General features: G+C 67.0%; 22 protein-coding genes. 5 read left to right on the top strand and 17 right to left on the bottom strand.

What is annotated here, in order from left to right; translation table 11 throughout:
• Positions 1–7: 7 nt before the first annotated feature.
• The 11 genes from aspS to WS66_RS15370 form a co-directional block, all read right to left on the bottom strand.
• Complete coding sequence (gene aspS, locus WS66_RS15420; protein WP_059607657.1) at positions 8–1810, bottom strand: aspartate--tRNA ligase; 1803 nt, start codon at positions 1808–1810, stop codon at positions 8–10.
• A 67-nt stretch (positions 1811–1877) separates the two neighbouring features.
• Positions 1878–2528, bottom strand: a complete 651-nt coding sequence (locus tag WS66_RS15415; protein ID WP_059607659.1) for a DUF502 domain-containing protein — start codon at positions 2526–2528, stop codon at positions 1878–1880.
• 61 nt (positions 2529–2589) lie between these two features.
• Positions 2590–2931, bottom strand: coding sequence for an FmdB family zinc ribbon protein (locus WS66_RS15410; RefSeq protein ID WP_059607660.1), 342 nt, complete (start codon positions 2929–2931; stop codon positions 2590–2592).
• 95 nt (positions 2932–3026) lie between these two features.
• A complete protein-coding gene (locus tag WS66_RS15405; RefSeq protein ID WP_059607753.1) occupies positions 3027–3653 on the bottom strand; it encodes an SAM-dependent methyltransferase in 627 nt (208 codons plus the stop codon).
• Between the two features lie 17 nt (positions 3654–3670).
• Positions 3671–5248: a ubiquinone biosynthesis regulatory protein kinase UbiB gene (gene ubiB, locus WS66_RS15400; RefSeq protein WP_059607662.1), complete on the bottom strand. Its 1578-nt coding sequence runs from the start codon at positions 5246–5248 to the stop codon at positions 3671–3673.
• Between the two features lie 12 nt (positions 5249–5260).
• Positions 5261–5887: a ubiquinone biosynthesis accessory factor UbiJ gene (locus WS66_RS15395; RefSeq protein WP_059607665.1), complete on the bottom strand. Its 627-nt coding sequence runs from the start codon at positions 5885–5887 to the stop codon at positions 5261–5263.
• A 164-nt stretch (positions 5888–6051) separates the two neighbouring features.
• Entirely contained in the window at positions 6052–7086 is a 1035-nt protein-coding gene (locus WS66_RS15390) for a Tim44 domain-containing protein (protein ID WP_059607667.1), read from the bottom strand.
• A 41-nt stretch (positions 7087–7127) separates the two neighbouring features.
• Positions 7128–7859, bottom strand: a complete 732-nt coding sequence (gene ubiE, locus WS66_RS15385; protein WP_059607669.1) for a bifunctional demethylmenaquinone methyltransferase/2-methoxy-6-polyprenyl-1,4-benzoquinol methylase UbiE — start codon at positions 7857–7859, stop codon at positions 7128–7130.
• A 52-nt stretch (positions 7860–7911) separates the two neighbouring features.
• On the bottom strand, positions 7912–8325 hold the full coding sequence (locus tag WS66_RS15380) for a gamma-butyrobetaine hydroxylase-like domain-containing protein (protein ID WP_011886002.1): 414 nt from the start codon (positions 8323–8325) through the stop codon (positions 7912–7914).
• The gene (locus tag WS66_RS15375) at positions 8322–8765 is read right to left on the bottom strand and encodes an HIT family protein (RefSeq protein WP_059607671.1); all 444 of its coding nucleotides are present in this window, start codon (positions 8763–8765) and stop codon (positions 8322–8324) included. The genes WS66_RS15380 and WS66_RS15375 overlap by 4 nt, the downstream gene beginning before the upstream one ends.
• An 87-nt stretch (positions 8766–8852) precedes the next feature.
• Positions 8853–12878, bottom strand: coding sequence for a DUF3683 domain-containing protein (locus WS66_RS15370; RefSeq protein WP_059607673.1), 4026 nt, complete (start codon positions 12876–12878; stop codon positions 8853–8855).
• Positions 12879–13453: 575 nt separating this feature from the next.
• Here WS66_RS15370 and ilvA point away from each other — a divergent pair.
• Together ilvA and queF are read left to right on the top strand one after the other, a co-directional pair.
• Positions 13454–14977: a threonine ammonia-lyase, biosynthetic gene (ilvA, locus tag WS66_RS15360; RefSeq protein ID WP_059607674.1), complete on the top strand. Its 1524-nt coding sequence runs from the start codon at positions 13454–13456 to the stop codon at positions 14975–14977.
• A 12-nt stretch (positions 14978–14989) separates the two neighbouring features.
• On the top strand, positions 14990–15814 hold the full coding sequence (gene queF, locus WS66_RS15355; RefSeq protein WP_059607677.1) for an NADPH-dependent 7-cyano-7-deazaguanine reductase QueF: 825 nt from the start codon (positions 14990–14992) through the stop codon (positions 15812–15814).
• An 84-nt stretch (positions 15815–15898) separates the two neighbouring features.
• On the opposite strand, the gene WS66_RS15350 is transcribed toward queF, so the two are convergent.
• From WS66_RS15350 to WS66_RS15340, 3 genes are all read right to left on the bottom strand, one after another.
• Positions 15899–16285, bottom strand: coding sequence for a RidA family protein (locus tag WS66_RS15350; RefSeq protein ID WP_006751946.1), 387 nt, complete (start codon positions 16283–16285; stop codon positions 15899–15901).
• Positions 16286–16409: 124 nt separating this feature from the next.
• Positions 16410–17891, bottom strand: coding sequence for an N-acyl-D-amino-acid deacylase family protein (locus WS66_RS15345; protein WP_059607679.1), 1482 nt, complete (start codon positions 17889–17891; stop codon positions 16410–16412).
• A 2-nt stretch (positions 17892–17893) separates the two neighbouring features.
• Positions 17894–18829, bottom strand: coding sequence for a MurR/RpiR family transcriptional regulator (locus WS66_RS15340; RefSeq protein WP_059607681.1), 936 nt, complete (start codon positions 18827–18829; stop codon positions 17894–17896).
• A 119-nt stretch (positions 18830–18948) separates the two neighbouring features.
• Between WS66_RS15340 and WS66_RS15335 the strand changes: the two genes are divergently transcribed.
• On the top strand, positions 18949–20229 hold the full coding sequence (locus WS66_RS15335; protein ID WP_059607683.1) for an amino acid deaminase: 1281 nt from the start codon (positions 18949–18951) through the stop codon (positions 20227–20229).
• 163 nt (positions 20230–20392) lie between these two features.
• On the top strand, positions 20393–20974 hold the full coding sequence (locus WS66_RS15330) for a DJ-1/PfpI family protein (protein ID WP_059607685.1): 582 nt from the start codon (positions 20393–20395) through the stop codon (positions 20972–20974).
• Between the two features lie 120 nt (positions 20975–21094).
• On the opposite strand, the gene WS66_RS15325 is transcribed toward WS66_RS15330, so the two are convergent.
• Positions 21095–21541 (bottom strand): MarR family winged helix-turn-helix transcriptional regulator, encoded by a 447-nt coding sequence (locus WS66_RS15325; protein WP_059607688.1) that lies wholly within the window; start codon positions 21539–21541, stop codon positions 21095–21097.
• A 34-nt stretch (positions 21542–21575) separates the two neighbouring features.
• The gene (locus WS66_RS15320) at positions 21576–23171 is read right to left on the bottom strand and encodes an MDR family MFS transporter (RefSeq protein WP_059607690.1); all 1596 of its coding nucleotides are present in this window, start codon (positions 23169–23171) and stop codon (positions 21576–21578) included.
• A gap of 107 nt (positions 23172–23278) precedes the next feature.
• Here WS66_RS15320 and WS66_RS15315 point away from each other — a divergent pair, with 107 nt between their 5' ends.
• Complete coding sequence (locus tag WS66_RS15315; protein WP_059607692.1) at positions 23279–24121, top strand: EcsC family protein; 843 nt, start codon at positions 23279–23281, stop codon at positions 24119–24121.
• On the opposite strand, the gene WS66_RS15310 is transcribed toward WS66_RS15315, so the two are convergent.
• On the bottom strand, positions 24091–25053 hold the full coding sequence (locus WS66_RS15310; RefSeq protein WP_059607694.1) for an alpha/beta hydrolase: 963 nt from the start codon (positions 25051–25053) through the stop codon (positions 24091–24093). The two genes, WS66_RS15315 and WS66_RS15310, sit on opposite strands and share 31 nt — an antisense overlap.
• Between the last annotated feature and the right edge of the window lie 84 nt (positions 25054–25137).

Raw genomic sequence — 25137 nt, 5'->3', positions numbered from 1 at the left:
ACAAGCGTTACGCCTTCGGCTGTTCCGGCTGACGCAGACGGATGTGCAGCTCGCGCAACTGACGCTCGTCGACCGGGCTCGGCGCCTGCGTGAGCAGATCCTGCGCACGCTGCGTCTTCGGGAACGCGATCACGTCGCGGATCGAGTCGGCGCCGGCCATCATCGTGACGATGCGATCGAGACCGAACGCGATACCGCCGTGCGGCGGCGCGCCGTACTGCAGCGCGTCCAGCAGGAAGCCGAACTTCGCCTGCGCTTCTTCCGCACCGATCTTCAGCGCGCGGAACACTTTGCTCTGCACCTCCTCGCGGTGGATACGCACCGAGCCGCCGCCGATTTCCCAGCCGTTCAGCACCATGTCGTACGCCTTCGCGAGGCAACGGCCCGGATCCGTCTCGAGGTACTCGAGGTGCTCGTCCTTCGGGCTGGTGAACGGGTGGTGCGCGGCGACGTAGCGCGCGTCTTCGTCGTCGTATTCGAACATCGGGAAGTCGACGACCCACAGCGGCTTCCAGCCGGCCTGGACGAGGCCGTTCGCCTTGCCGAATTCCGAATGGCCGATCTTCAGGCGCAGTGCGCCGAGGCTGTCGTTGACGACCTTCGCGCGGTCGGCCGCGAAGAAGATGATGTCGCCGTCTTCAGCGCCGGTGCGCTCGAGGATCGCCGCGATCGATGCGTCGTGCAGGTTCTTGACGATCGGGCTTTGCAGGCCGTCGCGGCCCTTCGCCTTCTCGTTGACCTTGATCCATGCGAGGCCCTTCGCGCCGTAGATGCGCACGAATTCCGTGTAACCGTCGATGTCGCCGCGCGACAGCTCGCCGCCCTTCGGCACGCGCAGCGCCGCGACACGGCCGTCCTTCGCGTTGGCCGGCGTGCTGAACACCTTGAAGTCGACGTCCTTCATCGCGTCGGTCAGCTCGGTGAATTCGAGTTGCACACGCAGGTCCGGCTTGTCCGAACCGAAACGCGCCATCGCTTCCGAGTACGGCATCACCGGGAATTTCGCGTCGAGTTCGACGTCGATCGTCGTCTTGAAGATGTGACGGATCATGTCTTCGAACAGGTCGCGGATTTCCTGCTCGCCGAGGAACGACGTCTCGCAGTCGATCTGCGTGAATTCCGGCTGACGGTCGGCACGGAGGTCCTCGTCGCGGAAGCACTTGGTGATCTGGTAGTAACGGTCGAAGTTCGCGACCATCAGCAGCTGCTTGAACAGCTGCGGCGACTGCGGCAGCGCGAAGAACTGGCCCGCGTTCACGCGCGACGGCACGAGGTAGTCGCGCGCGCCTTCCGGCGTGCTCTTCGTCAGCATCGGCGTTTCGATGTCGATGAAGCCCTGCTCGTCGAGGTACTTGCGCGCTTCGATCGCGACGCGGTAGCGCAGGCGCAGGTTGTGCTGCATCTGCGGACGGCGCAGGTCGAGCACGCGGTGCGTGAGACGCGTCGTTTCCGACAGGTTGTCGTCGTCGAGCTGGAACGGCGGCGTGACCGACGCGTTCAGCACGATCAGCTCGTGGCACAGCACTTCGATCTTGCCGCTCTTCAGGCCGGCGTTGACCGTGCCTTCCGGACGGTTGCGCACGAGACCCTTGATCTGCACGCAGAACTCGTTGCGCACGCCTTCGGCGGTCGCGAACATCTCCGCGCGATCCGGATCGCACACCACCTGCACGAGGCCTTCACGATCGCGCAGGTCGATGAAGATCACACCGCCGTGATCGCGGCGGCGCTGCACCCAGCCGCACAGCGACACGGTTTGGCCCAGCAGGTGTTCGGTCACGAGACCGCAGTATTCAGTACGCATCGACATGATGTTTGCTTTCGTTCGGTTTGATCAACGGGTGCCGCAACGCGCGGCCCGGGCGATGATTCTTTACTTACAGCGGCGGCTCGACGGGACGACGGGCGGGCGCCGGAGCCGGCGCCGAAGGCGCCACGACGCCCATCGAGACGATGTACTTGAGCGCGGCATCGACCGACATGTCGAGTTCGATGACTTCGCTCTTCGGCAGCATCAGGAAGAAGCCCGACGTCGGGTTCGGCGTCGTGGGCACGTACACGCTCACGTACTCTTCCGTCAGATGGTTGACCACGTCGCCGCCGGGCGTGCCGGTCAGAAACGCAATCGTATACGAGCCGCGACGCGGGTATTCGATCAGCAGCGCCTTGCGGAAAGCGTTGCCGCTGCTCGACAGCAGCGTGTCCGACACCTGCTTGACGCTCGTGTAGATCGGCCCGACGACCGGGATGTGACGCACGACCGCGTTCCACCACTTGACGAGCTTCTGGCCGATGAAGTTCTGCGTGGCCAGCCCGACGACGAAGATGAACGCGAGCGTCAGCACCGCGCCGATCCCCGGCAGGTGGAAGCCGAGCATCCGCTCCGGCTGCCACGATTCGGGCAACAGCAGCAGCGTCTGGTCCATCGTGCCGATGATGAGGCCGAGCACCCACAGCGTGATCGCGAGCGGGACGAGAACCAGCAGGCCGGTCAGGAACACCGTTTTCAGGGTCGTCTTTTTCATCATCTGCCGTCAATGAACCGCGCCGGAAGCGCGGGTTGGTCGCGGCCCGGCCGGGCCGCGACAGTCAACTGCTGGCGGCGGGCGCTGCAGCCGGGGCGGGCGCGGCGCTCGTCGTCGTACTTTCGGAGCTCGCGGCAGCGGGCGCGGCTGCCGCAGGCGCCGCGGCGGCCGGTGTTGCCGCCGTGTCGCCGGACGCCGTCGCCGGCGCGCTGGTGCCGCTCGAGCCACCACGGAAATCGGTGACATACCAGCCGGAGCCCTTCAGCTGGAAGCCGGCGGCGGTGACCTGCTTGCGAAAAGCATCCTTCCCGCATTCGGGGCATTGCGACAGCGGCGCGTCGCTCATCTTCTGGAGCACGTCCTTCGCGAAACCGCACGCTTCGCATCGATAGGCGTAGATCGGCATGATATTTTTCCCGCAGAAACTGGAAACGGCTTGCAAAACCTTGAATTATAGCTGAAACCCCGGCGCGCTCCGGCAACGGCCGCGACGCCCGAGCTTCAGCGACGGCGCCACGTGAGCCAGCGCTCGTGCCCATCGAACACGGCCAGCGAATCAGTCACCGGCAGATCCTCGATCAGTTCGAAGTGCGGCGCGAGCAGCGCATCGAGTTCCGCGCGCTCGATGCCGAACGGCGGCCCCTTTGGTTTCGCCGTCACGAAGAAATAACCGGCCAGCAGCGCACCGGCGGGCAGCAGTTCGGCCATCCGCGCCGCATAGCCGGCGCGCAGGCTCGGCGGCAACGCGCACAGGAACGCGCGCTCGTACACCCACTGCACATCGAACGGTGGTCGGTACGCGAAGAAATCGGCCTGCTCCACGACGTCCGCATGCGCGCCGAGCTGCGCCTTCGCCGCCGCCACCGCCTGTGCCGAGAAATCGATCGCGCGCACGGGCCAGCCGGCCCGCGCGAGCCAGCCGGCCTCCTGCGCACTGCCGCAGCCCGGAATCAGCACCGCACAAGGCTCGAGGCGCTGGGCAAACGCGCGAAACCCGTTCGGCACGCCACCGAACTCCCACGGCGTCACGCCGCGCGCGAAACGCTCGTCCCAGAACGCGGCGTTGCCGGGGTCGCGCGTCTCGAAATCGGCGGTGCTCGGTGCGGGCGGTCGTTTCGGTTCGGACATCGCGCGGCTCCCTTCGGTCATGCGCCGTACGCGAGCGCGAGCAGCACGCGCGCGACGAGCGCCCCGACGCCGACGGCAAGACCGAAGATCAGCAATGCCTGCAGCAGCCGGTTGGTACGTTTCTGCTCGACGAGGATCTGACGCATCAGGTCCTCGCTCGCCGCGCGCGGTGCGTCGTGGTGCGCCGCCATCGCGTGGTGGATCAGGCGCGGCAGTTGCGGCAGCGTCTTGCTCCACTGCGGCGCTTCGACCTTGAAGCGCTCGTACCAGCCGCGCAGGCCGATCTGCTCGGTCATCCAGCGCTCGAGATACGGCTTCGCCGTCTTCCACAGGTCGAGTTCAGGATCGAGGGAACGGCCGAGCCCCTCGACGTTCAGCATCGTCTTCTGCAGCAGCACGAGCTGCGGCTGGATCTCGACGTTGAAGCGGCGCGACGTCGAGAACAGACGCATCAGCACCTGACCGAGCGAGATGTCCTTCAGTGCGCGGTCGAAATACGGCTCGCACACCGCACGGATCGCGCTTTCGAGCTCCTCGACGCGTGTCTCGGGCGGCACCCAGCCCGATTCGAGGTGCAGCGTCGCGACGCGGTGGTAGTCGCGCTTGAAGAAGGCGAGGAAGTTCTGCGCGAGGTAGTTCTTGTCGAAATCCGACAACGCGCCGACGATCCCGAAATCGAGTGCGATATAGCGGCCGAACGTGTTCGGATCGAGGCTCACCTGGATGTTGCCCGGGTGCATGTCCGCATGAAAGAAACCGTCGCGGAACACCTGCGTGAAGAAGATCTCGACACCTTCGCGCGCGAGCTTCTTGATATCGACGCCGGCCGAGCGCAGCGTCTCGACCTGGCTGATCGGCACGCCGGTCATGCGCTCCATCACGAGCACCTGCGACGTCGAGAAATCCCAGAACATCTCGGGCACGAGCAGCAGGTCGAGGCCCGCGAAGTTGCGGCGCAGCTGGCTGCCGTTCGCGGCCTCGCGCATCAGGTCCAGCTCGTCGTGCAGATACTTGTCGAATTCGGCGACGACTTCGCGCGGCTTCAGGCGCCGGCCGTCTGCCCACATGCGCTCCGTCCACGTCGCGATATCGCGCATCAGCGCGAGGTCCGAATCGATCACCGGCAGCATGTTCGGGCGCAGCACCTTGACCGCGACGGCCTTGCCCGTGTGTACGCCCTGCTTGAGCTTCGCGAAGTGCACCTGCGCGATCGACGCGCTCGCGACCGGCTCGCGCTCGAATTCGTCGAACAGCTCGTCGACCGGCGCGCCGAGCGACTTCTCGATGATCGCGATCGCGACCGCCGAATCGAACGGCGGCACCTGGTCCTGCAGCTTCGCGAGTTCGTTCGCGAAATCGACCGACAGCAGGTCGCGGCGTGTCGACAGCACCTGGCCGAACTTCACGAAGATCGGGCCGAGGCTTTCGAGCGCGTGACGCAGCCGCACGGCGGGCGGATCGGAATAGCGGCGGCCGATCGTCGTGATCCGCAACAGCAGCTTCACACGCCGGTCGTCGATCCGGGACAGCATCACTTCGTCGAGGCCAAAGCGGATGACGGTGTAGACAATCTTGATGAAACGGAAAATGCGCATGCCCTGCGGCCCTCAGTGCGCGCCGCGCGGGCCGGAGCCCGTGCGCGCGCCGATTTTTTGTTCGAGTCGCTCGACCCGTTTCTCGACCCGCGCGAGCGCATCGCGCGCACGCGCCAGTTCGGCGTCGAAACCGCCGAGCACCGTGCGCCGGACGACTTGGGGGTTCTCGTCGAGCCAGTATTCGGCGACGGAATCGAGCACGTTGCGGCCGGTGCGGCGCGCGCGCGCGCCGGCGTCGCGCACGACCGTCGCGATCCGGTGCGCCGCCGCGTCGCCGACCAGCTTCGCGAGATCTTCCTCAGGTTCCCAGCGCAGGTGCTCGGCCAGCTTCGCGATCTGCGTCGCGAACTCCGCGTCCCCCTCGATCTTCACGTGCTTCATCACGGCCGCCTGGCCGCCCTGCAGGAATGCGGCGACGGTGTCGCCCGCGAGTGCGATCGACACGTCGACGTGTTTCGCATCGTGCGCTTCCACAGCGGACAGATAGCCGTCGGGCTGCACGAGCAGCGTGAGCGTGACGGGCGGCACGTCGAGCCGGGCGGTCTTGCCCGCGTAGGGGATCAGGCGGTCGCGCGCCCACGATTCGCGCGCGAGCAGGTGATTGACAGCAGCAGCAAAAGGCTTGGCGGCAAAGGTCATCGGGCTGGGAAAGAAAAAACCCGCGCGGGCCGGGCGCCCACGCGGGTTTCTATTGTAACGTCGGATCGTCGGTAGACCGCGGCCAACCGCACACCCGGGCGGCAAGCGGTCGCAGTGCGGCAGCCGTCGACCAGGCATCCGGCGGCGCGGGCCGCCGGTCACGCTCAATGCGTGTTGAGTTGCTGGATGCCCGCGAGCAGCCAGCCCTGACTGCCCGACTTCGACAGGTTCCACACCTCGTCGAACGGTGCGGCCGACGCATTCGCCGATTCGCGGATGAGCCCGTGGAAGCGCACGCTCGCCGACTGCTCGATGCCGCGATCCTCGATCGCGACCAGTTCCGCGTCGAGCTGCACGACGTCGGTCTGGTTCGACTCGTTGCCGCGCGAATCGAGGTCGATCTTGATCTCGGCGAACATTTCGGGCGTCGTGAACTCGCGGATGTCGGCCAGGTTGCCCTGGTCCCACGCGGCCTGCAGGCGCACGAAATAGACCTTCGCGCTGCGCAGGAACGCTTCGGTGTCGAAGCCCGCCGGCACCTGCAGCGGCGCGGCCGCCATCGCGCCCGCCGCGCCGGCGGCGGCTGCGCCGCCGCCGAACACGCCTTGCGCTTCGTTCGCATAGCTGCTGCCGCTGCCGGCATAGTTGTTACCGGTGCTGCCCTGCTGGAACGACGGGCTCTGCGAGTAGCCGCCCGACGACGATGCCGAACCGCCCACCGAGTACGCCGGTTCGTGCGGGCGGCGACGGTTCATGAACTTGCGGATCAGCCAGATGCCGACCATCGCGAGCAATGCGATCACGATGACGTTCGCCATCATGCTCGCGAACGCGCCGCCCAGGCCGAAGTGCGACAGCAGCGCCGCGATGCCGAGGCCGGCCGCGAGACCGGCGATCGGCCCGAGCCAGCGCGAGCGGTTCGGCTGCGCGGCCGGAGCCGGTGCGGCCGGGTTCGCGCGCTGCGCCTGCGCCGGCGCGGCCTGCTGCATCGGCTGCTGCGCAGGCGGCGTGGCCTGGCGCTGCGTGACGGTGGAGTTTTGACGGCCGATGCTGCGCCCGCCGCCCATGCGCTTGGCTTCGGCATCGAGCGATGCGAACGTGCCGGCCGTGAGCAGGCCGACCATCAGCAGCGTGCCGACCCGTCGAGCCCACGGCTTCGACGGCTTGCTACGGTTGAACAACGAACGCGATTCGGACATCACTTTCTCCAAATGTAAGGCGAATGTATGGAAAGAACCCCTTAGTACTTGGTTCCCATGTGTAAAGCTACCACGCCACCTGACAAATTGTAATATTTGACGGCGTCGAGGCCCGCTTGTTCCATCATCGTCTTCAGCGTGTCCTGATCGGGGTGCATCCGGATAGATTCAGCAAGATACCTGTAACTTTCAGCATCTTTCGCGAACTTGTCACCAAGCCACGGTAATACTTTGAAAGAATACAAATCGTACGCTTTTTTCAGCGGATCCCAGACTTTCGAGAATTCCAGCACCATCACGCGGCCGCCGGGCTTCGTCACGCGGCGCATCTCGGCGAGCGCGGCGTCCTTGTGCGTCATGTTGCGCAGCCCGAACGCGACCGTGACCACATCGAAGTAGTTGTCCGGAAAGGGGGTTTTCTCGGCGTCGCACAGCAGCGACGGCGTCACGATGCCCTTGTCGAGCAGCCGGTCGCGGCCGACGCGCAGCATCGATTCGTTGATGTCGGTGTGCCAGACCTCGCCCGTCGGGCCCGCCGCCTTCGCGAACGCCTTGGTCAGGTCGCCCGTGCCAGCCGCGATGTCGAGCACCTTGAAGCCGGGGCGCACGTTCGCCTGCGCGATCGTGAACGCCTTCCACGCGCGGTGCATGCCCGCCGACATCAGGTCGTTCATCAGATCGTAGTTGCTCGCGACCGAATGGAACACACCCGCCACTTTCTTCGCTTTTTCGGTTTCCTCGACGCTTTCGAAGCCGAAGTGGGTTTTGCTCATCGCGTTGATCCTCAGTTAATGGCAAGACGGCGCCGATCGGGCGCCGTCGATTTCAGTGGCAGTGGCCGTGCGGCGCGGGGGCCGCCTGCATCGGCGCGTCGCGCTCGACGCCCGCCGCCTTCAGTTTGTCGAAATAGTCGCGCCACAGCGCGTCCTGCTGCGTCGCCAGTTCGTACAGCAGATCCCACGAGTAGATGCCGGTCGAATGGCCGTCCGAGAACGTCGGCTGCAGCGCGTAGTTGCCCACGCCCTCGAGCGCGGTGATCGTGACTTCGCGCTTGCCCGTCTGCAGCGTCTCCTGGCCTGGCCCGTGGCCGCGCACCTCGGCCGACGGCGAATAAACGCGCATCAGCTCGAACGGAATCCGGTAGCTCTCGCCGTTCGGGTACTGCAATTCAAGCACGCGCGACACCGCGTGCACGACGACGCCGGACGGAATCGGCGTCGTGGAAGTCAAACCGCTCATGGCTGCCTCGAATCTGTCATGCGTTGAATTTCCTCGCGCACCGCATTGTGCAGCAGCGAGGCCTGCGCCGCGCGCGCGCGCAGCAGCGCCTCCGACACGCTGCGCTGGCGCGGCGCCCAGACGGGCTGCGGGAAATGGGCGTCGTTGGAGAAGCGCGGGATCACGTGCCAGTGCACGTGCGGCACCATGTTGCCGAGGCTCGCGAGATTCACCTTGTTCGGCTGCATCACGCGGCGCACTGCCCGTTCGACCGCGTAGACCACGCGCATCAGGTGTGCCCGCTCGGGCTCGCCGAGATCGGAGAACTCGGCCACGTGCGCGCCCCAGATCACCCGGCAGAAACCCGGGTAGTCGTGCTCGCCCGTCGCCAGCACGACGCGCAGCGCATCGTCCTGCCAGAGCACCTCGCCGCCGTCTTCACGGCAAAACACGCATTCCATCGTCGCTCCCATGTGGACGGGCGCCGGCGCTTCAGCGCAGGCGCCCGCTCTCATCCTTGGCCCGGCCGGGCGGTCGTCATGCCCGCATTAGACCAGCACGCGCTCGATCCCGCCATTGTTCGCGTGTGCGACATAGTCGGCCATCCAGTTCTCGCCGAGCACCTGGCGCGCGATCTCGACCACGATGTAGTCGGCCTCGATGTTCGCATCCTCGTTGTAGCGCGACAGCCCCTGCAGGCACGACGGGCAGCTCGTCAGGATCTTCACGTCCGGGCCGCCGTTCGCGGCCGGCGCCGGTGCGCTCGCGCCGTCGGCGACGACCGGGATGCTGCGCAACTTCGCGGCGCCCTTGCGGATTTCCTCTTCCTTGCGGAAGCGGACCTGCGTCGACACGTCCGGGCGCGTGACCGCGAGCGTGCCCGATTCGCCGCAGCAACGGTCGTTCTTCTCGATCTTGTAGCCGTCCTTCTCCGTGCCCATCAGCTCGTTGACGAGCTTGACCGGGTCCATCGTCTTGATCGGCGTGTGGCACGGGTCGTGATACATGTAGCGCGTGCCCGTCACGCCGTCGAGCTTCATCCCCTTCTCGAGCAGGAACTCGTGGATGTCGATGATCCGGCAGCCCGGGAAGATCTTGTCGAATTCGTAGCCCGCGAGCTGGTCGTAGCAGGTGCCGCACGACACGACCACCGTCTTGATGTCGAGGTAGTTCAGCGTGTTCGCGACCCGGTGGAACAGCACGCGGTTGTCGGTGACGATCTTCTCGGCCTTGTCGTACTGGCCCGAGCCGCGCTGCGGATAGCCGCAGCACAGGTAGCCCGGCGGCAGCACGGTCTGCACGCCCGCCTCCCACAGCATCGCCTGCGTAGCCAGCCCGACCTGCGAGAACAGGCGCTCGGAGCCGCAGCCCGGGAAGTAGAACACCGCTTCCGAATCGACGGTCGTCGACTTCGGGTTGCGGATGATCGGCACGATCTTGTTGTCCTCGATGTCGAGCAGCGCGCGCGCCGTCTTCTTCGGCAGGTTGCCCGGCATCTTCTTGTTGACGAAGTGGATCACCTGCTCGACCACGGGCGGCTTGCCGACCGTCGCCGGCGGGTGCTGCGTCTGCTTCGTCACGACCTTCTTCAGCATGTCGTTCGCGAAGCGCTGCACCTTGTAGCCGACGCCCATCATCACGCTGCGCGCGGCGTTGATCGTCTGCGGATTGGTCGCGTTCAGGAAGAACATGCCCGCCGCATTGCCGGCGTTGAATTTCTTCTTGCCCATCTTGCGCAACAGGTTGCGCATGTTCATCGTGACGTCGCCGAAGTCGATCTTCACCGGGCACGGCGTCGCGCACTTGTGGCACACCGTGCAGTGGTCGGCCACGTCGTTGAACTCGTCCCAGTGCTTGATCGACACGCCGCGGCGCGTCTGTTCTTCATACAGGAACGCCTCGACCAGCAGCGAGGTCGCGAGAATCTTGTTGCGCGGGCTGTACAGCAGGTTCGCGCGCGGCACGTGCGTCGCGCACACCGGCTTGCACTTGCCGCAGCGCAGGCAGTCCTTCACCGAATCGGCGATCGCGCCGATGTCGGACTGCTGCATGATCAGCGACTCGTAGCCCATCAGCCCGAAGCTCGGCGTATAAGCGTTGCGCAGGTCGGCGCCTTCGAGCAGCTTGCCCTTGTTGAAGCGGCCGTTCGGGTCGACGCGCTGCTTGTACGCGCGGAACTCGGCGATCTCGTCGTCGGTCAGGAACTCGAGCTTCGTGATGCCGATGCCGTGTTCGCCGGAGATCACGCCGTCGAGCGAACGCGCGAGCGTCATGATGCGCGCGACCGCCGCGTGGGCGTCCTGCAGCATCTCGTAGTTGTCGGAGTTGACCGGCAGGTTCGTGTGAACGTTGCCGTCGCCCGCGTGCATGTGCAGCGCGACGAACACGCGCCCGCGCAGCACCTGCTTGTGGATCGCTTGCGCCTCGTCGAGGATCTGCTTGAACGCGCCGCCGTTGAAGATCGCGCGCAGCTCCGCGCGGATCTCCTGCTTCCACGAGATGCGCACCGTGCGGTCCTGCGTGACGTGGAACACGGTCGCGCCCGGCTGATCGTCCGCCCGATCGGCGAACTTCTCGGCGAGCGCCTCGTAGCCGAGCTGCACGAGATAGTGCTGCGCCTCGCGCAGCGGCTGGTCGAGCCGGTCGCGCACGAATTCCCAGCGCGCACGCACGCGCTTGAGCAGCTCCAGCGCCTGTTGCACGCGATCCTCGAGCAGTTCGGCGCTCGGGATTTCATTCGCGTCGTCGGTCTTGCCGAGCGGCAGGTTGCCGGCGCGGAAGAACGCTTCGAGCGCGTCGACCAGCTGCAGCTTGTTCTTCAGCGACAGCTCGATGTTGATCCGCTCGATGCCGTCGGTGTACTCGCCCATCCGGTTCAGCGGGATGACGACGTCCTCGTTGATCTTGAACGCGTTCGTGTGCTTCGCGATCGCGGCCGTGCGGCTGCGGTCGAGCCAGAAGCGCTTGCGCGCCTCCGCGCTGATCGCGACGAAGCCTTCGCCGCTCTTGCCGTTCGCCATCCGGATCACTTCAGACGTCGCGTGCGCGACCGCATCGGCGTCATCGCCGACGATGTCGCCGATCAGCACCATCTTGGGGAATGCGTTGCGCTTGCTCTTGGTCGCGTAGCCGACCGCGCGCAGGTAGCGCTCGTCGAGGTGCTCGAGGCCCGCGAGAATCGCGCCGCCCTGCTTCGACGTCTCGAACAGGTAGTCCTTGATCTCGACGATGCTCGGGATCGCCTCGCGCGCCTGGCCGAAGAATTCGAGACAGACGGTGCGCGTGTGCGCGGGCATCTTGTGCAGCACCCAGCGCGCGGACGTGATCAGCCCGTCGCAGCCTTCCTTCTGCACGCCCGGCAGGCCGGCGAGGAACTTGTCGGTGACGTCCTTGCCGAGGCCTTCCTTGCGGAACCGGCGGCCTTCGATTTCGAGCATCTCGCTCTTCAGCAGCTTCTCGCCCGGCGCGTACGCGCCGTCGAACCACTTCAGCTCGAAACGCGCGACCGCGATGTCGTGGATCTTGCCCTGGTTGTGCTCGTGGCGCGTGACTTCGAGCCAGTTGCCGTCCGGGTCGACCATCCGCCACCAGGCCAGGTTGTCGAGCGCGGTGCCCCACAGCACGGCCTTCTTGCCGCCGGCGTTCATCGCGACGTTGCCGCCGATGCACGATGCGTCGAGCGAGGTCGGATCGACCGCGAACACGTAGCCGGCCGCCTCGGCCGCCTCGGTCACGCGGCGCGTGACGACGCCCGCGCCGGAGAAGATCGTCGGCACCTTGTGCGCGACGCCCGGCAGCTCGGTCAGCTCGACCGCGCCGAGCTGTTCGAGCTTCTCGGTATTGATCACCGCGGAGAACGGCGTGAGCGGCACCGCGCCGCCCGTGTAGCCGGTGCCGCCGCCACGCGGGATCACGGTGAGGCCGAGCTCGAAGCAGGCCTTGATGAGGCCGGCGATCTCGGCTTCGGTATCGGGGGTCAGCACGACGAACGGGTATTCGACGCGCCAGTCGGTCGCGTCGGTGACGTGCGACACGCGCGACAGCCCGTCGAAGCGGATGTTGTCCTTCTGCGTGCAGCGGCCGAGCGCCTTGGTCGCGCGGCGGCGCAGGTCGGCCATTTTCTCGAATTCGTCGGCGAACTCGTTGACCGCGCGCTGCGCGGCGGCTTCGAGCATCTCGACGCGTCCCGCACGTTCGCGGCCCGCGTCGTCGCGGTGCTCGGTCAGGTCGGCGCGACGGCGCTTGCCGATCTCGGTCAGGCGGTGATTCAGCGCCTCGATCAGCAGCGCGCGGCGCTTCGGGTTGTCGAGCAGGTCATCCTGCAGGTACGGGTTGCGGCGCACGACCCAGATATCGCCGAGCACTTCGTACAGCATCCGTGCCGAGCGGCCCGTGCGGCGTTCGGCACGCAGCTCGTCGAGCACCGACCACGCCTCCTCGCCGAGCAGACGGATCACGATCTCGCGGTCGGAGAAGGACGTGTAGTTGTAGGGAATCTCGCGCAGACGGGGCGCGGGGTCGGCGGCGACGGCGGCGGCCGCGCCATTCGGATCGAAAACTTGTGGTGCGTTCATGTTCGGACGACTCGGAGGGCCGATACCCCGTGCACGGGCGTCGGCAAGCGCGTGGGCGCAATCTTGGGGAAATCTGTTCTGGTGCCAGGCGCGCGACTATCTCGCATGGGGCCGGAGCGGGTCTGAACTCACCGTTCCGGGCCGGCGGGGCCTGGCGGCACTCGGCGCCATCAGCACGATCGCGCGCGGCGCGCATGCCGCTCCGCCGCGGGGCTGGCTGCGCGCGGCGTCGGCTTCAACGGGGCGATCCGAGGGTGCCTCTGCATCTTCCGATCCTTGATTCAAAACGGAATTCTAACCCATGATCGGCCCGCCCGTGAGACGCCGGACAGCGCGTGGGGCTTTCGCCGCAACCCGCGCCGGGCCTGCTTCGGCGCGATTTCGCGCCCGCATTCGCCGTCCGTCCGGTCGGTAACCATGCGGTTAAACCGGTAAAAAAGAACACTCCGAGCGGCAAACATGCCCGCCGGCGCGGTTCCGCGACCGTACGCCCGGCATGCCGCTTGCGTGCGGACGGACCCTTGGCGCTATCATTGATCCTTTACCGTCTGCTTCCGCACTGCACGCGAGCGCCCATGGCATCCCACGATTACCTGAAGAAAATCCTTACCGCGCGCGTCTACGACGTCGCGCTCGAGACGGAACTCGAATCCGCCCGCAACCTGTCGGCCCGACTGCGCAACCCCGTCTACCTGAAGCGCGAGGACAACCAGCCGGTGTTCTCGTTCAAGCTGCGCGGCGCGTACAACAAGATGGCGCACATTCCGGCCGACGCGCTCGCGCGCGGCGTGATTACCGCGTCGGCCGGCAACCACGCACAGGGCGTCGCGTTCTCGGCGGCACGGATGGGCGTCAAGGCGGTGATCGTCGTGCCCATCACGACACCGCAGGTGAAAGTGGACGCGGTGCGCGCGCACGGCGGCCCGAGCGTCGAGGTGATCCAGGCGGGCGAGTCGTACAGCGATGCCTACGCGCACGCGGTCAAGGTGCAGGCGGAGCGCGACCTCACGTTCGTCCACCCGTTCGACGATCCGTACGTGATCGCAGGCCAGGGCACGATCGCGATGGAAATCCTGCGTCAGCACCAGGGGCCGATTCACGCGATCTTCGTGCCGATCGGCGGCGGCGGGCTCGCGGCCGGCGTGGCGGCCTACGTCAAGGCGGTGCGGCCGGAAATCAAGGTGTTCGGCGTGCAGGCCGAGGATTCGTGCGCAATGGCGCAGTCGCTGCAGAAGGGCGAGCGCGTCGAGCTGAGCGAGGTCGGCCTGTTCGCGGACGGCACCGCGGTGAAGCTCGTCGGCGAGGAAACCTTCCGGCTCTGCCGCGAATTCCTCGACGGCGTGCTGACGGTCGATACCGACGCGCTGTGCGCGGCGATCAAGGACGTGTTCCAGGATACGCGCAGCGTGCTCGAACCGTCCGGCGCGCTCGCGGTCGCGGGCGCGAAACGCTACGCGGAGCGCGAAGGCATCGAGAACCAGACGCTCGTCGCGGTCACGTCCGGCGCGAACATGAACTTCGACCGGATGCGCTTCGTTGCCGAACGCGCGGAAGTCGGCGAGGCGCGCGAAGCCGTGTTCGCCGTCACGATCCCCGAGGAGCGCGGCAGCTTCAAGCGCTTCTGCTCGCTCGTGGGCGACCGCAACGTGACCGAGTTCAACTACCGGATCGCCGATGCGCAATCCGCGCACATCTTCGTCGGCGTGCAGATCAAGCGGCGTGACGAATCGGCCGAGATCGCCGCGAACTTCGAGTCGCACGGCTTCAAGACCGTCGACCTGACGCACGACGAGTTGTCGAAGGAACACATCCGCTACATGGTGGGCGGCCGCTCGCCGCTTGCGCTCGACGAACGCCTGTTCCGCTTCGAATTCCCGGAGCGGCCGGGCGCGTTGATGAAGTTCCTGTCGTCGATGGCGCCGGACTGGAACATCAGCCTGTTCCACTACCGCAACCAGGGCGCGGACTACAGCTCGATCCTCGTCGGGCTGCAGGTGCCGCAGGCCGATCGCGCCGAATTCGAACGCTTCCTCGCGGCGCTCGGCTATCCATATGTCGAAGAGAGCGCCAATCCGGCTTACCGCCTCTTCCTGTCGTAAAGGCTTCGCGCAATGAATCCCGAACACTCCCCGCTCGGCAAGGCCACCGTCTACGCAGCCCAGTACGACGCGTCGCTGCTGTTCCCGATCCCGCGCGCGGGCGCGCGCGAGCAGCTCGGCATCACGGCCGCGCTGCCGTTCTTCGGCACCGACATCTGGAACGCCTACGAGCTGTCGTGGCTCAATGCGCGCGGCAAGCCGCAAGTCGCGGTCGCGACCTTCTACGTGCCGGCCGAATCGCCGAACATCGTCGAATCGAAGTCGTTCAAGCTGTATCTCGGCTCGTTCGCGCAGTCGAAGTTCGACTCGATCGACGCGGTGCGCGACACGCTCAAGCGCGACGTCTCGGCCGCATGCGGCGCGAGCGTCTCGGTGCAGCTCGTGTCGGCGCACGATTTCGGCAAGCTCGAGATGGAAGAGCTCGACGGGCTGTCGCTCGACCGGCTCGACCTCGACACCGACGTGTACGAACCCGATCCGTCGCTGCTGTCGGCGGCCGAGGACGAAGCGCCGGTCGAGGAAACGCTCGTGTCCGATCTGCTGCGCTCGAACTGCCCGGTCACCGGCCAGCCCGACTGGGGCAGCGTGCAAATTCACTACGTCGGGCCGCAGATCGATCACGCGGGGCTGCTGCGCTACATCATCTCGTTCCGCAACCACACGGGCTTTCACGAGCAGTGCGTCGAGCGGATCTTCCTCGACATCCTGCATGCGTGCAAACCGGTGAAGCTCGCCGTCTATGCGCGCTATACGCGCCGCGGCGGGCTCGACATCAATCCGTTCCGCACCAACTACAACCAGCCGATGCCGGACAACGCGCGGACCGCGCGGCAGTAACACCGGCCCGCCCGAAACGAAACAGCCCCGCCGGCTCGCGTCGACGGGGCTGTTTCACTGTGCGCAGGGGATTGCGCGGGTGCGTTACTTCGCCGGCGCCTTGTAAGCGATGCAGTCGACTTCGACCTTGCAGTCGATGACCATGCTCGACTGCACGCATGCGCGTGCCGGCGGATGCTCGCCGAAGTACGACACGAACACCTTGTTGAACGATGCGAAATCGCGCGCGTCGTCGAGCCACACGCCGCAGCGCACGACGTGCTCGAGGCCGTAGCCGGCTTCCTTCAGGATCGCGATCACATTCTCGATCGTCTGCTTCGACTGCGTGACGATGCCGCCTTCGACGACCTCGCCGTTCACCATCGGCGTCTGGCCCGACACGTACAGCCAGCCATCGGCCTCGACCGCACGTGCAAACGGCATCACCTGGCCGCCCGTGCCCTTCGCTTCGCCCACGCCATATCGCTTCATCGTTTCACTCCTTGTATGTCGACCGCAGCCCGCGCGTCAGCGCTGGCTCCGGCCCATGCAACGCACGGTTGCGGATGCGCGCACCGACGACGGCACGCGCGGCAGATCGGAACGACGACCGCGCTCAGAACGCGGCGTCGGCACTCGCCGGCACGCGCTCGCCGCGCGCGACGAAGCCGCCGGCGCGCTCGCCGGTCGGCTGGCCGTTTTCATACGTGAGCACGCCGTTCACCCACACCGCGTCGATCCCGTGCGCGGGCTGCTGCGGCTTCTCGAACGTCGCGGCATCGATCACACGCGCCGGATCGAACAGCACGAGATCCGCGTGGTAGCCGACATGCACTTCGCCGCGCCGCGCGATCCCGTAGCGGCGCGCGGACAGCGACGTCATCTTGCGGATCGCCTCCTCGAGCGGCAGCAGGTTCGTGTCGCGCACGTAGTGGCCGAGCACGCGCGGGAACGCGCCCCACAGCCGCGGGTGCGGCAGCGGATCGTTCGGCAGGCCGTCGGAGCCGACCATCGTCGCCGGATGCGACAGGATCCGCCGCACGTCGTCCTCGGACATGTTGTGGTACACGGCGCCCGCCGGGCGGATGCGTTGCGCGGCTTCCTGCTCGGTCACGCCCCAGTCGGCCGCGATCGCCTTCAGCAGCTTGCCCGCCACCTCCGGGTGCGGCTCCGACCACGTGATCGTGATGTCGATGTCGCCCGTCACCTGCTTCAGGTCGAGCGTCGACGAACTGCGGCTGTACGGATAGCAGTCGCAGCCGACCGGCTGGTAGCGGCGCGCGCCTTCGAGCGACGCGAGCACTTCCGTGCTGCGCCCCCAGTTCGACGGGCCCGCGCACTTCAGGTGCGAAATCACGACCGGCACGCGCGCATGGCGGCCGACCTGGTACGCCTCTTCCATCGCGTCGAGGATCGCGTCGAACTCGGTGCGCATGTGCGTCGTGTAAAGCGCGCCCGCGTTCGCGAGCGGCTCGGCGAGCGCCATCACCTCTTCGGTCGGCGCCGCGAACGCGGAGCCGTACGCGAGGCCCGACGACAGCCCGAGCGCGCCGTTCGCGAGCGCCTCCTCGAGCTGCGCGCGCATGCCGGCGATTTCGCCGTCGGTCGCCGCGCGATCGAGGCGGTCCATCTGGTTGTTGCGCAGCGCGGTGTGACCGACGAGCGCCGCGACGTTCACGGCCGGACGCGCGTCGTTCACGGCCGCGACATAGGCGGCGAAGGTCGGGTACTGGAACGCGCCACGCTCGCCGAGCAGGTTCATCGGGTCGGGCGGATCGCCCGCCAGCGTCACCGGCGACGCGCTGATCCCGCAGTTGCCGACGATCACCGTCGTCACACCCTGCGAGATCTTCGGCAGCATCTCCGGCGCGCGGATCACGTGCGTGTCGTCGTGCGTGTGCACGTCGACGAAGCCCGGCGCGAGCGCGCGGCCGTTCGCATCGACGACGGTCTCGGCAAGCCAGTTCGACAGATTGCCGATCGCCGCGATCACGCCGTTGCGGATCGCGACGTCGCGCGTGACGGGCGGCGCGCCGGTGCCGTCGTACAGCTGCGCGCCGACGATCAGCGTATCGGCGGCTTCGGGATGCGAATGCATGGTCAGTCTCCTACCGGTTGACGGTCTCCGCCGCCGCGGTGCGCATCGAGCGCATGCTTGATGCGGCGCAGCGATTCTCGGCCCGCATCGCCGAGCCGCAATGCGACGCCGGTGACGAGCACGTCGATCGCCATCATCATCGCGTAGCGCGATGTCGAAGGCTTGTAAATGAAATCGGTTTCGAACGCGACGACCGGGATCAGGTGGTCGGCGAGCTTCGCGAGCGGCGAAGCCGGCGCGGTGATCGCGATCAGCTTCGCGCCGTAGCGCTTCGCGAGACGGCAGCTCTCGAGCAGCTCGGGCACGCGCCCGCTCACCGACAGCGCGACGACCACGGCGTCGCGCGACAGCGTTGCCGACACCATCCGCTGCAGCAGGCTGTCCTGGTAGGTCGCGACCGGCCGGCCGAAGCGCACGAGCCGAAAGCGCAATTCGTCGGCGAGCGCGGTCGAGCCGCCGCCCTGCCCGTACACGTAGATCATCTTCGCGCCGGCGAGCAGGTCGGCCGCCGCGTCGAACGACGTGTTGCGCAGCAACTGGTGGTTGTGCGCGAGTGCCACGCGGATTTCGTCGTAGACGACCGATGCGGGGCTCGCGTCTTCTTCCGGATGCTCATCGGCCGGCACGAGAAAGCGCTGGCCGACGGCCGCCGCCTGCGCAACGAGCACCTTCAGTTCGCGCACGTCGCGGCAGCCCACCGCCTTCGCGAAACGCGTGACCGTCGCGACACTGACTTCCGCGTCGCGCGCGAGCGCGCCGATGCTCGCATGCGCGGCGCGCGCGAGATCGGCGAGGATGAATGCGGCAACCTTGCGTTCGGCCTCGCGCAGCTCGGGCGCGCATTCGGCAATCCGCGCGACGATATCGAGGACCGGCTGGGCGACCGAAGCCGGTGGCTCGGCTGCGAACGGAGCGGACGGGGTAGCGTGCGAATTCATCGGCTGAAAAGTGTGTGGCGCCTCATGTTACTAAATAACATCACCGCGCCGATGCTACTTTCTGTACCATCTGCGTGTCAACTTCAGTGCAATGCATAGTGATGATGGAGCGGGATGACATGAAAGTTACAAACTATCAGGAACCGACAATCAATCCGTTGGGCAAGGGCCTCGGCAACCTGCCGAGCGCGAGCGTGCCGCTCGACGACGCGGGCCGCCTCGAGTGGAACCTGCTTGCGGAAGACGTCAGCCTGCCGGCCGCCGTGCTGTACGCGGATCGCATCGAACACAATCTGAACTGGATGCAGGCGTTCGTCCAGCAGTACGGCGTGAAGTTCGCGCCGCACGGCAAGACGACGATGGCGCCGCAACTGTTCCGCCGCCAGCTCGACGCCGGCGCATGGGGCATCACGCTCGCGACCGCGCACCAGACGCAGGCCGCGTATCACGGCGGCGTACGGCGCGTGCTGCTCGCGAACCAGCTGGTCGGCCGCCAGAACATGACGATCATCGCTCAGCTGCTGTCCGATCCCGAGTTCGAATTCTTCTGCCTCGTCGATTCGGCCGACGGCGTCGACCAGCTCGGCCGTTTCTTCGGCGACGCGAAGAAGACGCTGAACGTCCTGCTCGAGCTCGGCGTGCCAGGCGGCCGCGCGGGTGTGCGCGACGCCGCGCAACGCCAGGCCGTGCTCGACGCAATCGCGCGCTATCCGGACACGCTGAAGCTGGCCGGCATCGAACTCTACGAAGGCGTGCTGAAGGAGGAAGGCGAGATCCGCACGTTCCTGCAGGACGCGGTCGCGCTCACGCGAGAGCTGGCCGAAGCCGGCCGTTTCGCGCGCACGCCGGCGATCCTCTCGGGCGCCGGGTCGGCGTGGTACGACGTGGTCGCGGAGGAATTCGCGAAGGCATCCGACGCCGGTTTCGCGGAAGTCGTGCTGCGTCCGGGCTGCTACCTGACGCACGACGTCGGCATCTACAAGAAGGCGCAGACCGACGTGTTCGCGCGCAACCCGATCGCCCGCAGGATGGGCGAAGGACTGCTGCCGGCGCTGCAGCTGTGGGCGTACGTGCAGTCGGTGCCCGAGCAGGATCGCGCAATCATCGCGCTCGGCAAGCGCGACGCGGCGTTCGACGCGGGCCTGCCCGAGCCGGCGCGCCACTTCCGCCCGGGCCGCGACAGCGCGCCGCGCGATGTCGCCGCGAGCGAAGGCTGGGCCGTCACCGGGATGATGGACCAGCACGCGTACCTGCAGATCCCGCCGGGCGCGGACGTGAAGGTCGGCGACATGGTCGCGTTCGACATCTCGCACCCGTGCCTGACGTTCGACAAGTGGCGCCAGCTGCTCGTCCTCGATCCGCAGTTCCGCGTGACGGAAGTCGTCGAAACCTTCTTCTGAAGCTCCGCGCACACGGCCCTGCCGCCGCGCGGGGCGGCCGTCACGCGCGCTTCAAGCGGCCGGAGTACACTGCGCTTTCGTCCTCGGGGCCGCTTCGCCGCCGCAGCGCCGTCTGCCGTATGCGGCGCGAACGGGCCCTCAACGCTGTTGAATGGAGAAAGCCATGGCCGCGAAGAAGATCCTGTTCCTGACCGGCGATTTCGCCGAAGACTACGAAACGATGGTGCCGTTCCAGGCGCTGCAGGCCGTCGGCCATCACGTCGATGCGGTCTGCCCGGGCAAGCGCGCGGGCGACAAGGTCAAGACCGCGATCCACGATTTCGAGGGCGACCAGACCTACACCGAAAAGCCCGGCCACAACTTCACGCTGAACGCGACGTTCGACGATGTCGATGCGTCGGCCTACGACGCGCTCGCGATCGCGGGTGGCCGCGCGCCCGAGTACCTGCGTCTCGATGCGAAGGTGATCGCGCTGGTGCGCGCGTTCGCCGAAGCCGGCAAGCCGATCGCCGCGATCTGCCATGCGGCGCAGCTGCTCGCGGCCGCCGACGTGATCCGCGGCAAGCGCATCTCGGCCTACCCGGCCTGCGCGCCGGAAGTGAAGCTCGCGGGCGGCGAGTACGCGGACATCCCGGTCGATGCGGCCGTGACCGACGCGCCGTTCGTCACCGCACCCGCGTGGCCCGCGCATCCGGCATGGCTCGCGCAGTTCCTCACGTTGCTGGGCACGCGCATCGAGCTGTAGACGAAGCTGAATGAAATGAAGTGAAACGCCGGCCAGCGGCGGGTTCGCGCGACCCGCATGCCGTGCCGGTCAGGATCGGACGACGGGGCGCGCCCCGTCGTGCCGCTTCCGCCCGGCCGTTCAGTGCTGCGCCGGCGTCGAGCCGACTTCCGCAATCCGCGACTCCAGCATCGCCAGCGCACCCGACAGCGCGGTCAGCACGTCATCCGGCAGTTGCGCCATCGTCTGGTCGAGAAACGCCTTGCGGCGCGGCAGGCACGCGTCGAACGCGGCGCGGCCGTCTTCGGTCAGCGTGACGTTGGTCACGCGGTTGTCGCGGGCGTCGGACGCGCGCTCGATCCAGCCGAGCGCGTCGAGCGATTTCAGCTGGCGCGTGAGCGCGCCCGGATCGATGCGCAACACCTCGACGAGCTTCTTCTGCGACGAATGCCCGCCCATCGTGTGCAGCGCGACCATGATGCGCCAGCGCGGCATCGGCTGCCCGACGTGCGTTTCGAACGCGCTCATGAATGCGCGATACGTGCGTCCGAATTGCTGCAAGATCGCGACGCGGTCCTGTTCTTCCATGCGCTGATGTCTACTCGTTCAATCGGTGAATCGTTCAATCGGCCGCGACATGCGGTTCGATCTTGCGCCGCAGCGCGATCGGCGGCACGCGGCGACACTGCCACACCGACACCACGGCGACGACGGCCGCCATCGCGACCCCCAGGTGAATCGCGCCGACCAGCGATTCGCGGGCCGCTTCCAGCAGCAGCGCGCCATTATGCCCGGCGCGGGTCAGTTCCGCGACGAGACCACCCTGCGCGGCGCGGTCGATCAGGATCTGCGGATCGGCGAGTTGCGCGTGCCACTGCAGCGCGTGGTCGCCCGACAACGCATCGCGCACGCCGCTCGAATACATCTGGTTGACCAGCGTGCCCGTCAGCGCGGTGCCGATCATCCCGCCGACCATGCGCAGCGACTGCAGCAGCGCCGTCGCGATGCCGAGGTGCTCGCGGCCGGCCGTCTGCTGCGCGAACACGGTGAGGTTCGGCAGCACGAAGCCGAGGCCGATGCCGCCGGCGACCATCAGCGCCATCAGCACCCAGGTCGGCGTCGTGTGCGTCGACACGACGATGCCCGCGCACGCGATCGCGAACAGCACGAAACCGACGTGCAGCATCGTATTCGGATTGCGGATGCGCGTGACGACGCGGCCGTTCATGATGCTGCCGATCGTGATGAACACGACGAGCGGCGTGATCACGAGCCCCGCCTCCTTCGGCGACATCCCGAAGCCGCCCTGGAACAGCAGCGGCGCGTAGAACAGCAGCGAGAACATCGAGAAGCCGGCAAGGATCGCGAGCACGAACAGCGCCGACAGCGCGCGGTTGCCGAACATGTCGAACGGCAGAATCGGCTGCGTGCAGCGCTTTTCCCAATGCCACAGGCCGACGCCGGCGCCGACCGCGACGACCAGCAGCAGCGACGCCCAGCTCATGACGCCATACTTCGGCAGCCATTCGACGAACAGCTGGAGCGCGCCGAGCGACAGCGCGATCAGCAGCGCGCCGGGCCAGTCGAGCTGCATCTTGCGGTCGTGCTCGACATGGCGCAGATGCGGCAGGTAGCGCCACACGAAGAACAGCGACAGCAGGCCGACCGGCAGGTTGACGTAGAACACCGAGCGCCAGCCGAACGACTGGGTCAGAATCCCGCCGAGCGACGGCCCGACCGCGTTCGCAATGCCGAACGCGGAGCTCATCAATACCTGCCAGCGCAGCCGCACGACGGAATCGGGAAACAGGTCCGGAATGCACGCGAACGCGGTGCCGACCAGCATCCCGCCGCCGATCCCCTGCAGGCCGCGCGCCAGCACCAGGAACAGCATGTCGTTGGCCATCCCGCATAGCACCGACGCGCCGGTGAACACGACGATCGACACGATCACGAACGGCTTGCGGCCGTAATAGTCGCCGAGCCGGCCGAAGATCGGCACGGTGATCACGGAACTGAGCAGATACGAGGTCGCAACCCACGCATACAGGTCGAACCCCTTGAGCTCGGCGACGATGGTCGGCAACGCGGTGCCGACGACCGTCTGGTCGAGCGCGACGAGCATGGTGACGAACGAAATCCCGATCATCGCCAGCAGCGATTCACGGAACGGCAGGACTTGCCCGCTCGAATGGTGGGCGGCAGTATGGACGGCCATTTTTTGTTGATGCAACTTTTGACGAGTCAAACAATCTCAAAATTCTAGCACGCCGGAGTAATCTAGGCTGGCGACGGATTTGGGGCCTACGGCCGCCAGGGAGAAAGATGGAACCGATTTCAATCACGCCTGCCGCGACGCTGTCGCCGGACGACCAGGACGCCTTGCGGCGCGCGAAACAGGTGCTGGAAAGCCCGTCGCTGACGATGAAGCTGACGGGCGTGTTGGGCGCGCCAGTCGAGAAGATGATCGCACGGCTGCCCGACTTCGCGACCGGCAAGATCAACGACGCGACGCAGCTTGCCCTGCGCAAGTGCCTGAACATCGCGCTGCGCACGCTCGGCAAGCCGCAGACGCCCGATGCCGAGCCGGACAAGCCGAGCAACCTGCTGCACAAGCTCGCGGTCGCGACGACCGGCGCGGCGGGCGGCGCGTTCGGTTTCCTCGCGCTGCCGGTCGAGCTGCCGGTGACGACCACGCTGATCTTCCGCTCGGTGTGCGACATCGCGCGCAGCGAGGGCGAGGACCTGGGCTCGGTGGACACGCAGTTGCAGTGCCTGGCCGTGCTCGGCATGGGCGGCAATGCGGACAAGCGGGAAGAGGACGCCGATCTCGGCTATTTCGTGCTGCGCGGCGCGCTCGCGCAGGCGATTTCGAAGGCGTCGTCCGACATCACGACGAAAGGGATCGCCGCGCACAGCTCGGCGGCGGTGTTCAAGCTCGTGCAGACAGTGGCATCACGCTTTTCGGTACAGGTCACCGAGCAGATGGCCGCGAAGTCGATCCCGGCGATCGGCGCGGTGCTCGGCGCGACCGTCAACACGCTGTTCATCGACCACTTCCAGCAGATGGCGCACGGCCACTTCACCGTGCGCCGGCTCGAGCGCAAGTACGGCCCGGTCGCCGTGCAGGCCGCGTATCAGGCGATCGACGGCTCGCCCACGCGCTGAACCGCCCGCTCGACCGCGACGCGGCGCAGGAACGCGGCCGCACGATCGAGCGCGTCGCGCGACTCCGGCACCATCGGCGTGTACAGCTGCCACACGTGCGGCATGTCGGGCCACACCTCGATCTCCACCGGCACGCCGGCCGCCTTCGCGTTGTCGGCGACACGGCGTGAATCGTCGAGGAGCACCTCGGTGCTGCCGGCCTGGATGAAGAGCGGCGGCAGCCCCGTGAAGTCCGCATAGAGCGGCGACGCGTACGGATGCGTCGCCGATTCGTCTCCGAGATACAGCTTCGCTGCCTTCGGCAGCGCCGCAGCCGCGAACATCGGGTCGAGGCCGTCGTTGCTGCGCATCGTGTCGCCGGTGCCGGCCAGGTCGGTCCACGGCGAGAACAGGATCGCGCCGGCCGGCAACGGCTCGCGGCGATCGCGCAGCGCGACGAGCGTCGCGAGCGCGAGGCCCCCGCCCGCCGAATCGCCGCCGAACACGATCGACTCGGGCGGCGTGCCGAGCGCGAGCAATTGCCGGTAAGCGGCCAGCGCGTCGTCGAGCGCGGCCGGGAAGCGGTTCTCGGGCGCGAGCCGGTAGTCGAGCGAGAACGAGCGCACGCCCGCGCGCTTCGTGAGGCCGAACACGAGCGGTCGATGGGTCTTCGTCGAACAGAAGTAGTAGCCGCCGCCGTGGAAGTACAGCAGCGTGCGGCCGGGCCCGCGAGCGGCGACCGCATCGGTGCGTTCGAGCCATTCGCCGCGCAGCGGCGCGTCGCCGGGACCGTAGCATTCGCGCAGCCGGTAGCCCGACGGCGCGCGACGCGGCACGATCATTCTCAGGTCGGTAAAGCGCCGCGCGCGGGCAGGATCGAGCACCGGGCGCGTGGTCTCGGGACGAAACTGCCAGCGCAGCAGCCAGCACGCGAACTTGCTTTGCCAACTCATCGAACACCCACTCCGTCGTCGCAGTGTGACGATGGTACGTGCGATCGTCGCCGCGCTGCTCGACGGGAGCCTCTATATCAAACG

Source organism: Burkholderia sp. LA-2-3-30-S1-D2, assembly GCF_001523915.2.
Classification (GTDB): Bacteria; Pseudomonadota; Gammaproteobacteria; order Burkholderiales; family Burkholderiaceae; genus Burkholderia; species Burkholderia diffusa.
This window is presented reverse-complemented; position numbering and strand designations above follow the sequence as displayed.

Coding starts and splice junctions, on each gene's coding strand:
- WS66_RS15380 (WP_011886002.1), bottom strand. CDS start 8,325: ATGAGCGGTTTGACTTCCACGACGCCGATTCCGTCCGGCGTCGTCGTG.
- ilvA (WP_059607674.1), top strand. CDS start 13,454: ATGGCATCCCACGATTACCTGAAGAAAATCCTTACCGCGCGCGTCTAC.
- WS66_RS15325 (WP_059607688.1), bottom strand. CDS start 21,541: ATGGAAGAACAGGACCGCGTCGCGATCTTGCAGCAATTCGGACGCACG.
- WS66_RS15345 (WP_059607679.1), bottom strand. CDS start 17,891: ATGCATTCGCATCCCGAAGCCGCCGATACGCTGATCGTCGGCGCGCAG.
- WS66_RS15350 (WP_006751946.1), bottom strand. CDS start 16,285: ATGAAGCGATATGGCGTGGGCGAAGCGAAGGGCACGGGCGGCCAGGTG.
- WS66_RS15395 (WP_059607665.1), bottom strand. CDS start 5,887: ATGACCTTTGCCGCCAAGCCTTTTGCTGCTGCTGTCAATCACCTGCTC.
- WS66_RS15375 (WP_059607671.1), bottom strand. CDS start 8,765: ATGGAATGCGTGTTTTGCCGTGAAGACGGCGGCGAGGTGCTCTGGCAG.
- WS66_RS15335 (WP_059607683.1), top strand. CDS start 18,949: ATGAAAGTTACAAACTATCAGGAACCGACAATCAATCCGTTGGGCAAG.
- WS66_RS15320 (WP_059607690.1), bottom strand. CDS start 23,171: ATGGCCGTCCATACTGCCGCCCACCATTCGAGCGGGCAAGTCCTGCCG.
- WS66_RS15390 (WP_059607667.1), bottom strand. CDS start 7,086: ATGTCCGAATCGCGTTCGTTGTTCAACCGTAGCAAGCCGTCGAAGCCG.
- queF (WP_059607677.1), top strand. CDS start 14,990: ATGAATCCCGAACACTCCCCGCTCGGCAAGGCCACCGTCTACGCAGCC.
- WS66_RS15310 (WP_059607694.1), bottom strand. CDS start 25,053: ATGAGTTGGCAAAGCAAGTTCGCGTGCTGGCTGCTGCGCTGGCAGTTT.
- WS66_RS15340 (WP_059607681.1), bottom strand. CDS start 18,829: ATGAATTCGCACGCTACCCCGTCCGCTCCGTTCGCAGCCGAGCCACCG.
- WS66_RS15410 (WP_059607660.1), bottom strand. CDS start 2,931: ATGCCGATCTACGCCTATCGATGCGAAGCGTGCGGTTTCGCGAAGGAC.
- ubiE (WP_059607669.1), bottom strand. CDS start 7,859: ATGAGCAAAACCCACTTCGGCTTCGAAAGCGTCGAGGAAACCGAAAAA.
- ubiB (WP_059607662.1), bottom strand. CDS start 5,248: ATGCGCATTTTCCGTTTCATCAAGATTGTCTACACCGTCATCCGCTTT.
- WS66_RS15415 (WP_059607659.1), bottom strand. CDS start 2,528: ATGATGAAAAAGACGACCCTGAAAACGGTGTTCCTGACCGGCCTGCTG.
- aspS (WP_059607657.1), bottom strand. CDS start 1,810: ATGTCGATGCGTACTGAATACTGCGGTCTCGTGACCGAACACCTGCTG.
- WS66_RS15405 (WP_059607753.1), bottom strand. CDS start 3,653: ATGTCCGAACCGAAACGACCGCCCGCACCGAGCACCGCCGATTTCGAG.
- WS66_RS15315 (WP_059607692.1), top strand. CDS start 23,279: ATGGAACCGATTTCAATCACGCCTGCCGCGACGCTGTCGCCGGACGAC.
- WS66_RS15330 (WP_059607685.1), top strand. CDS start 20,393: ATGGCCGCGAAGAAGATCCTGTTCCTGACCGGCGATTTCGCCGAAGAC.
- WS66_RS15370 (WP_059607673.1), bottom strand. CDS start 12,878: ATGAACGCACCACAAGTTTTCGATCCGAATGGCGCGGCCGCCGCCGTC.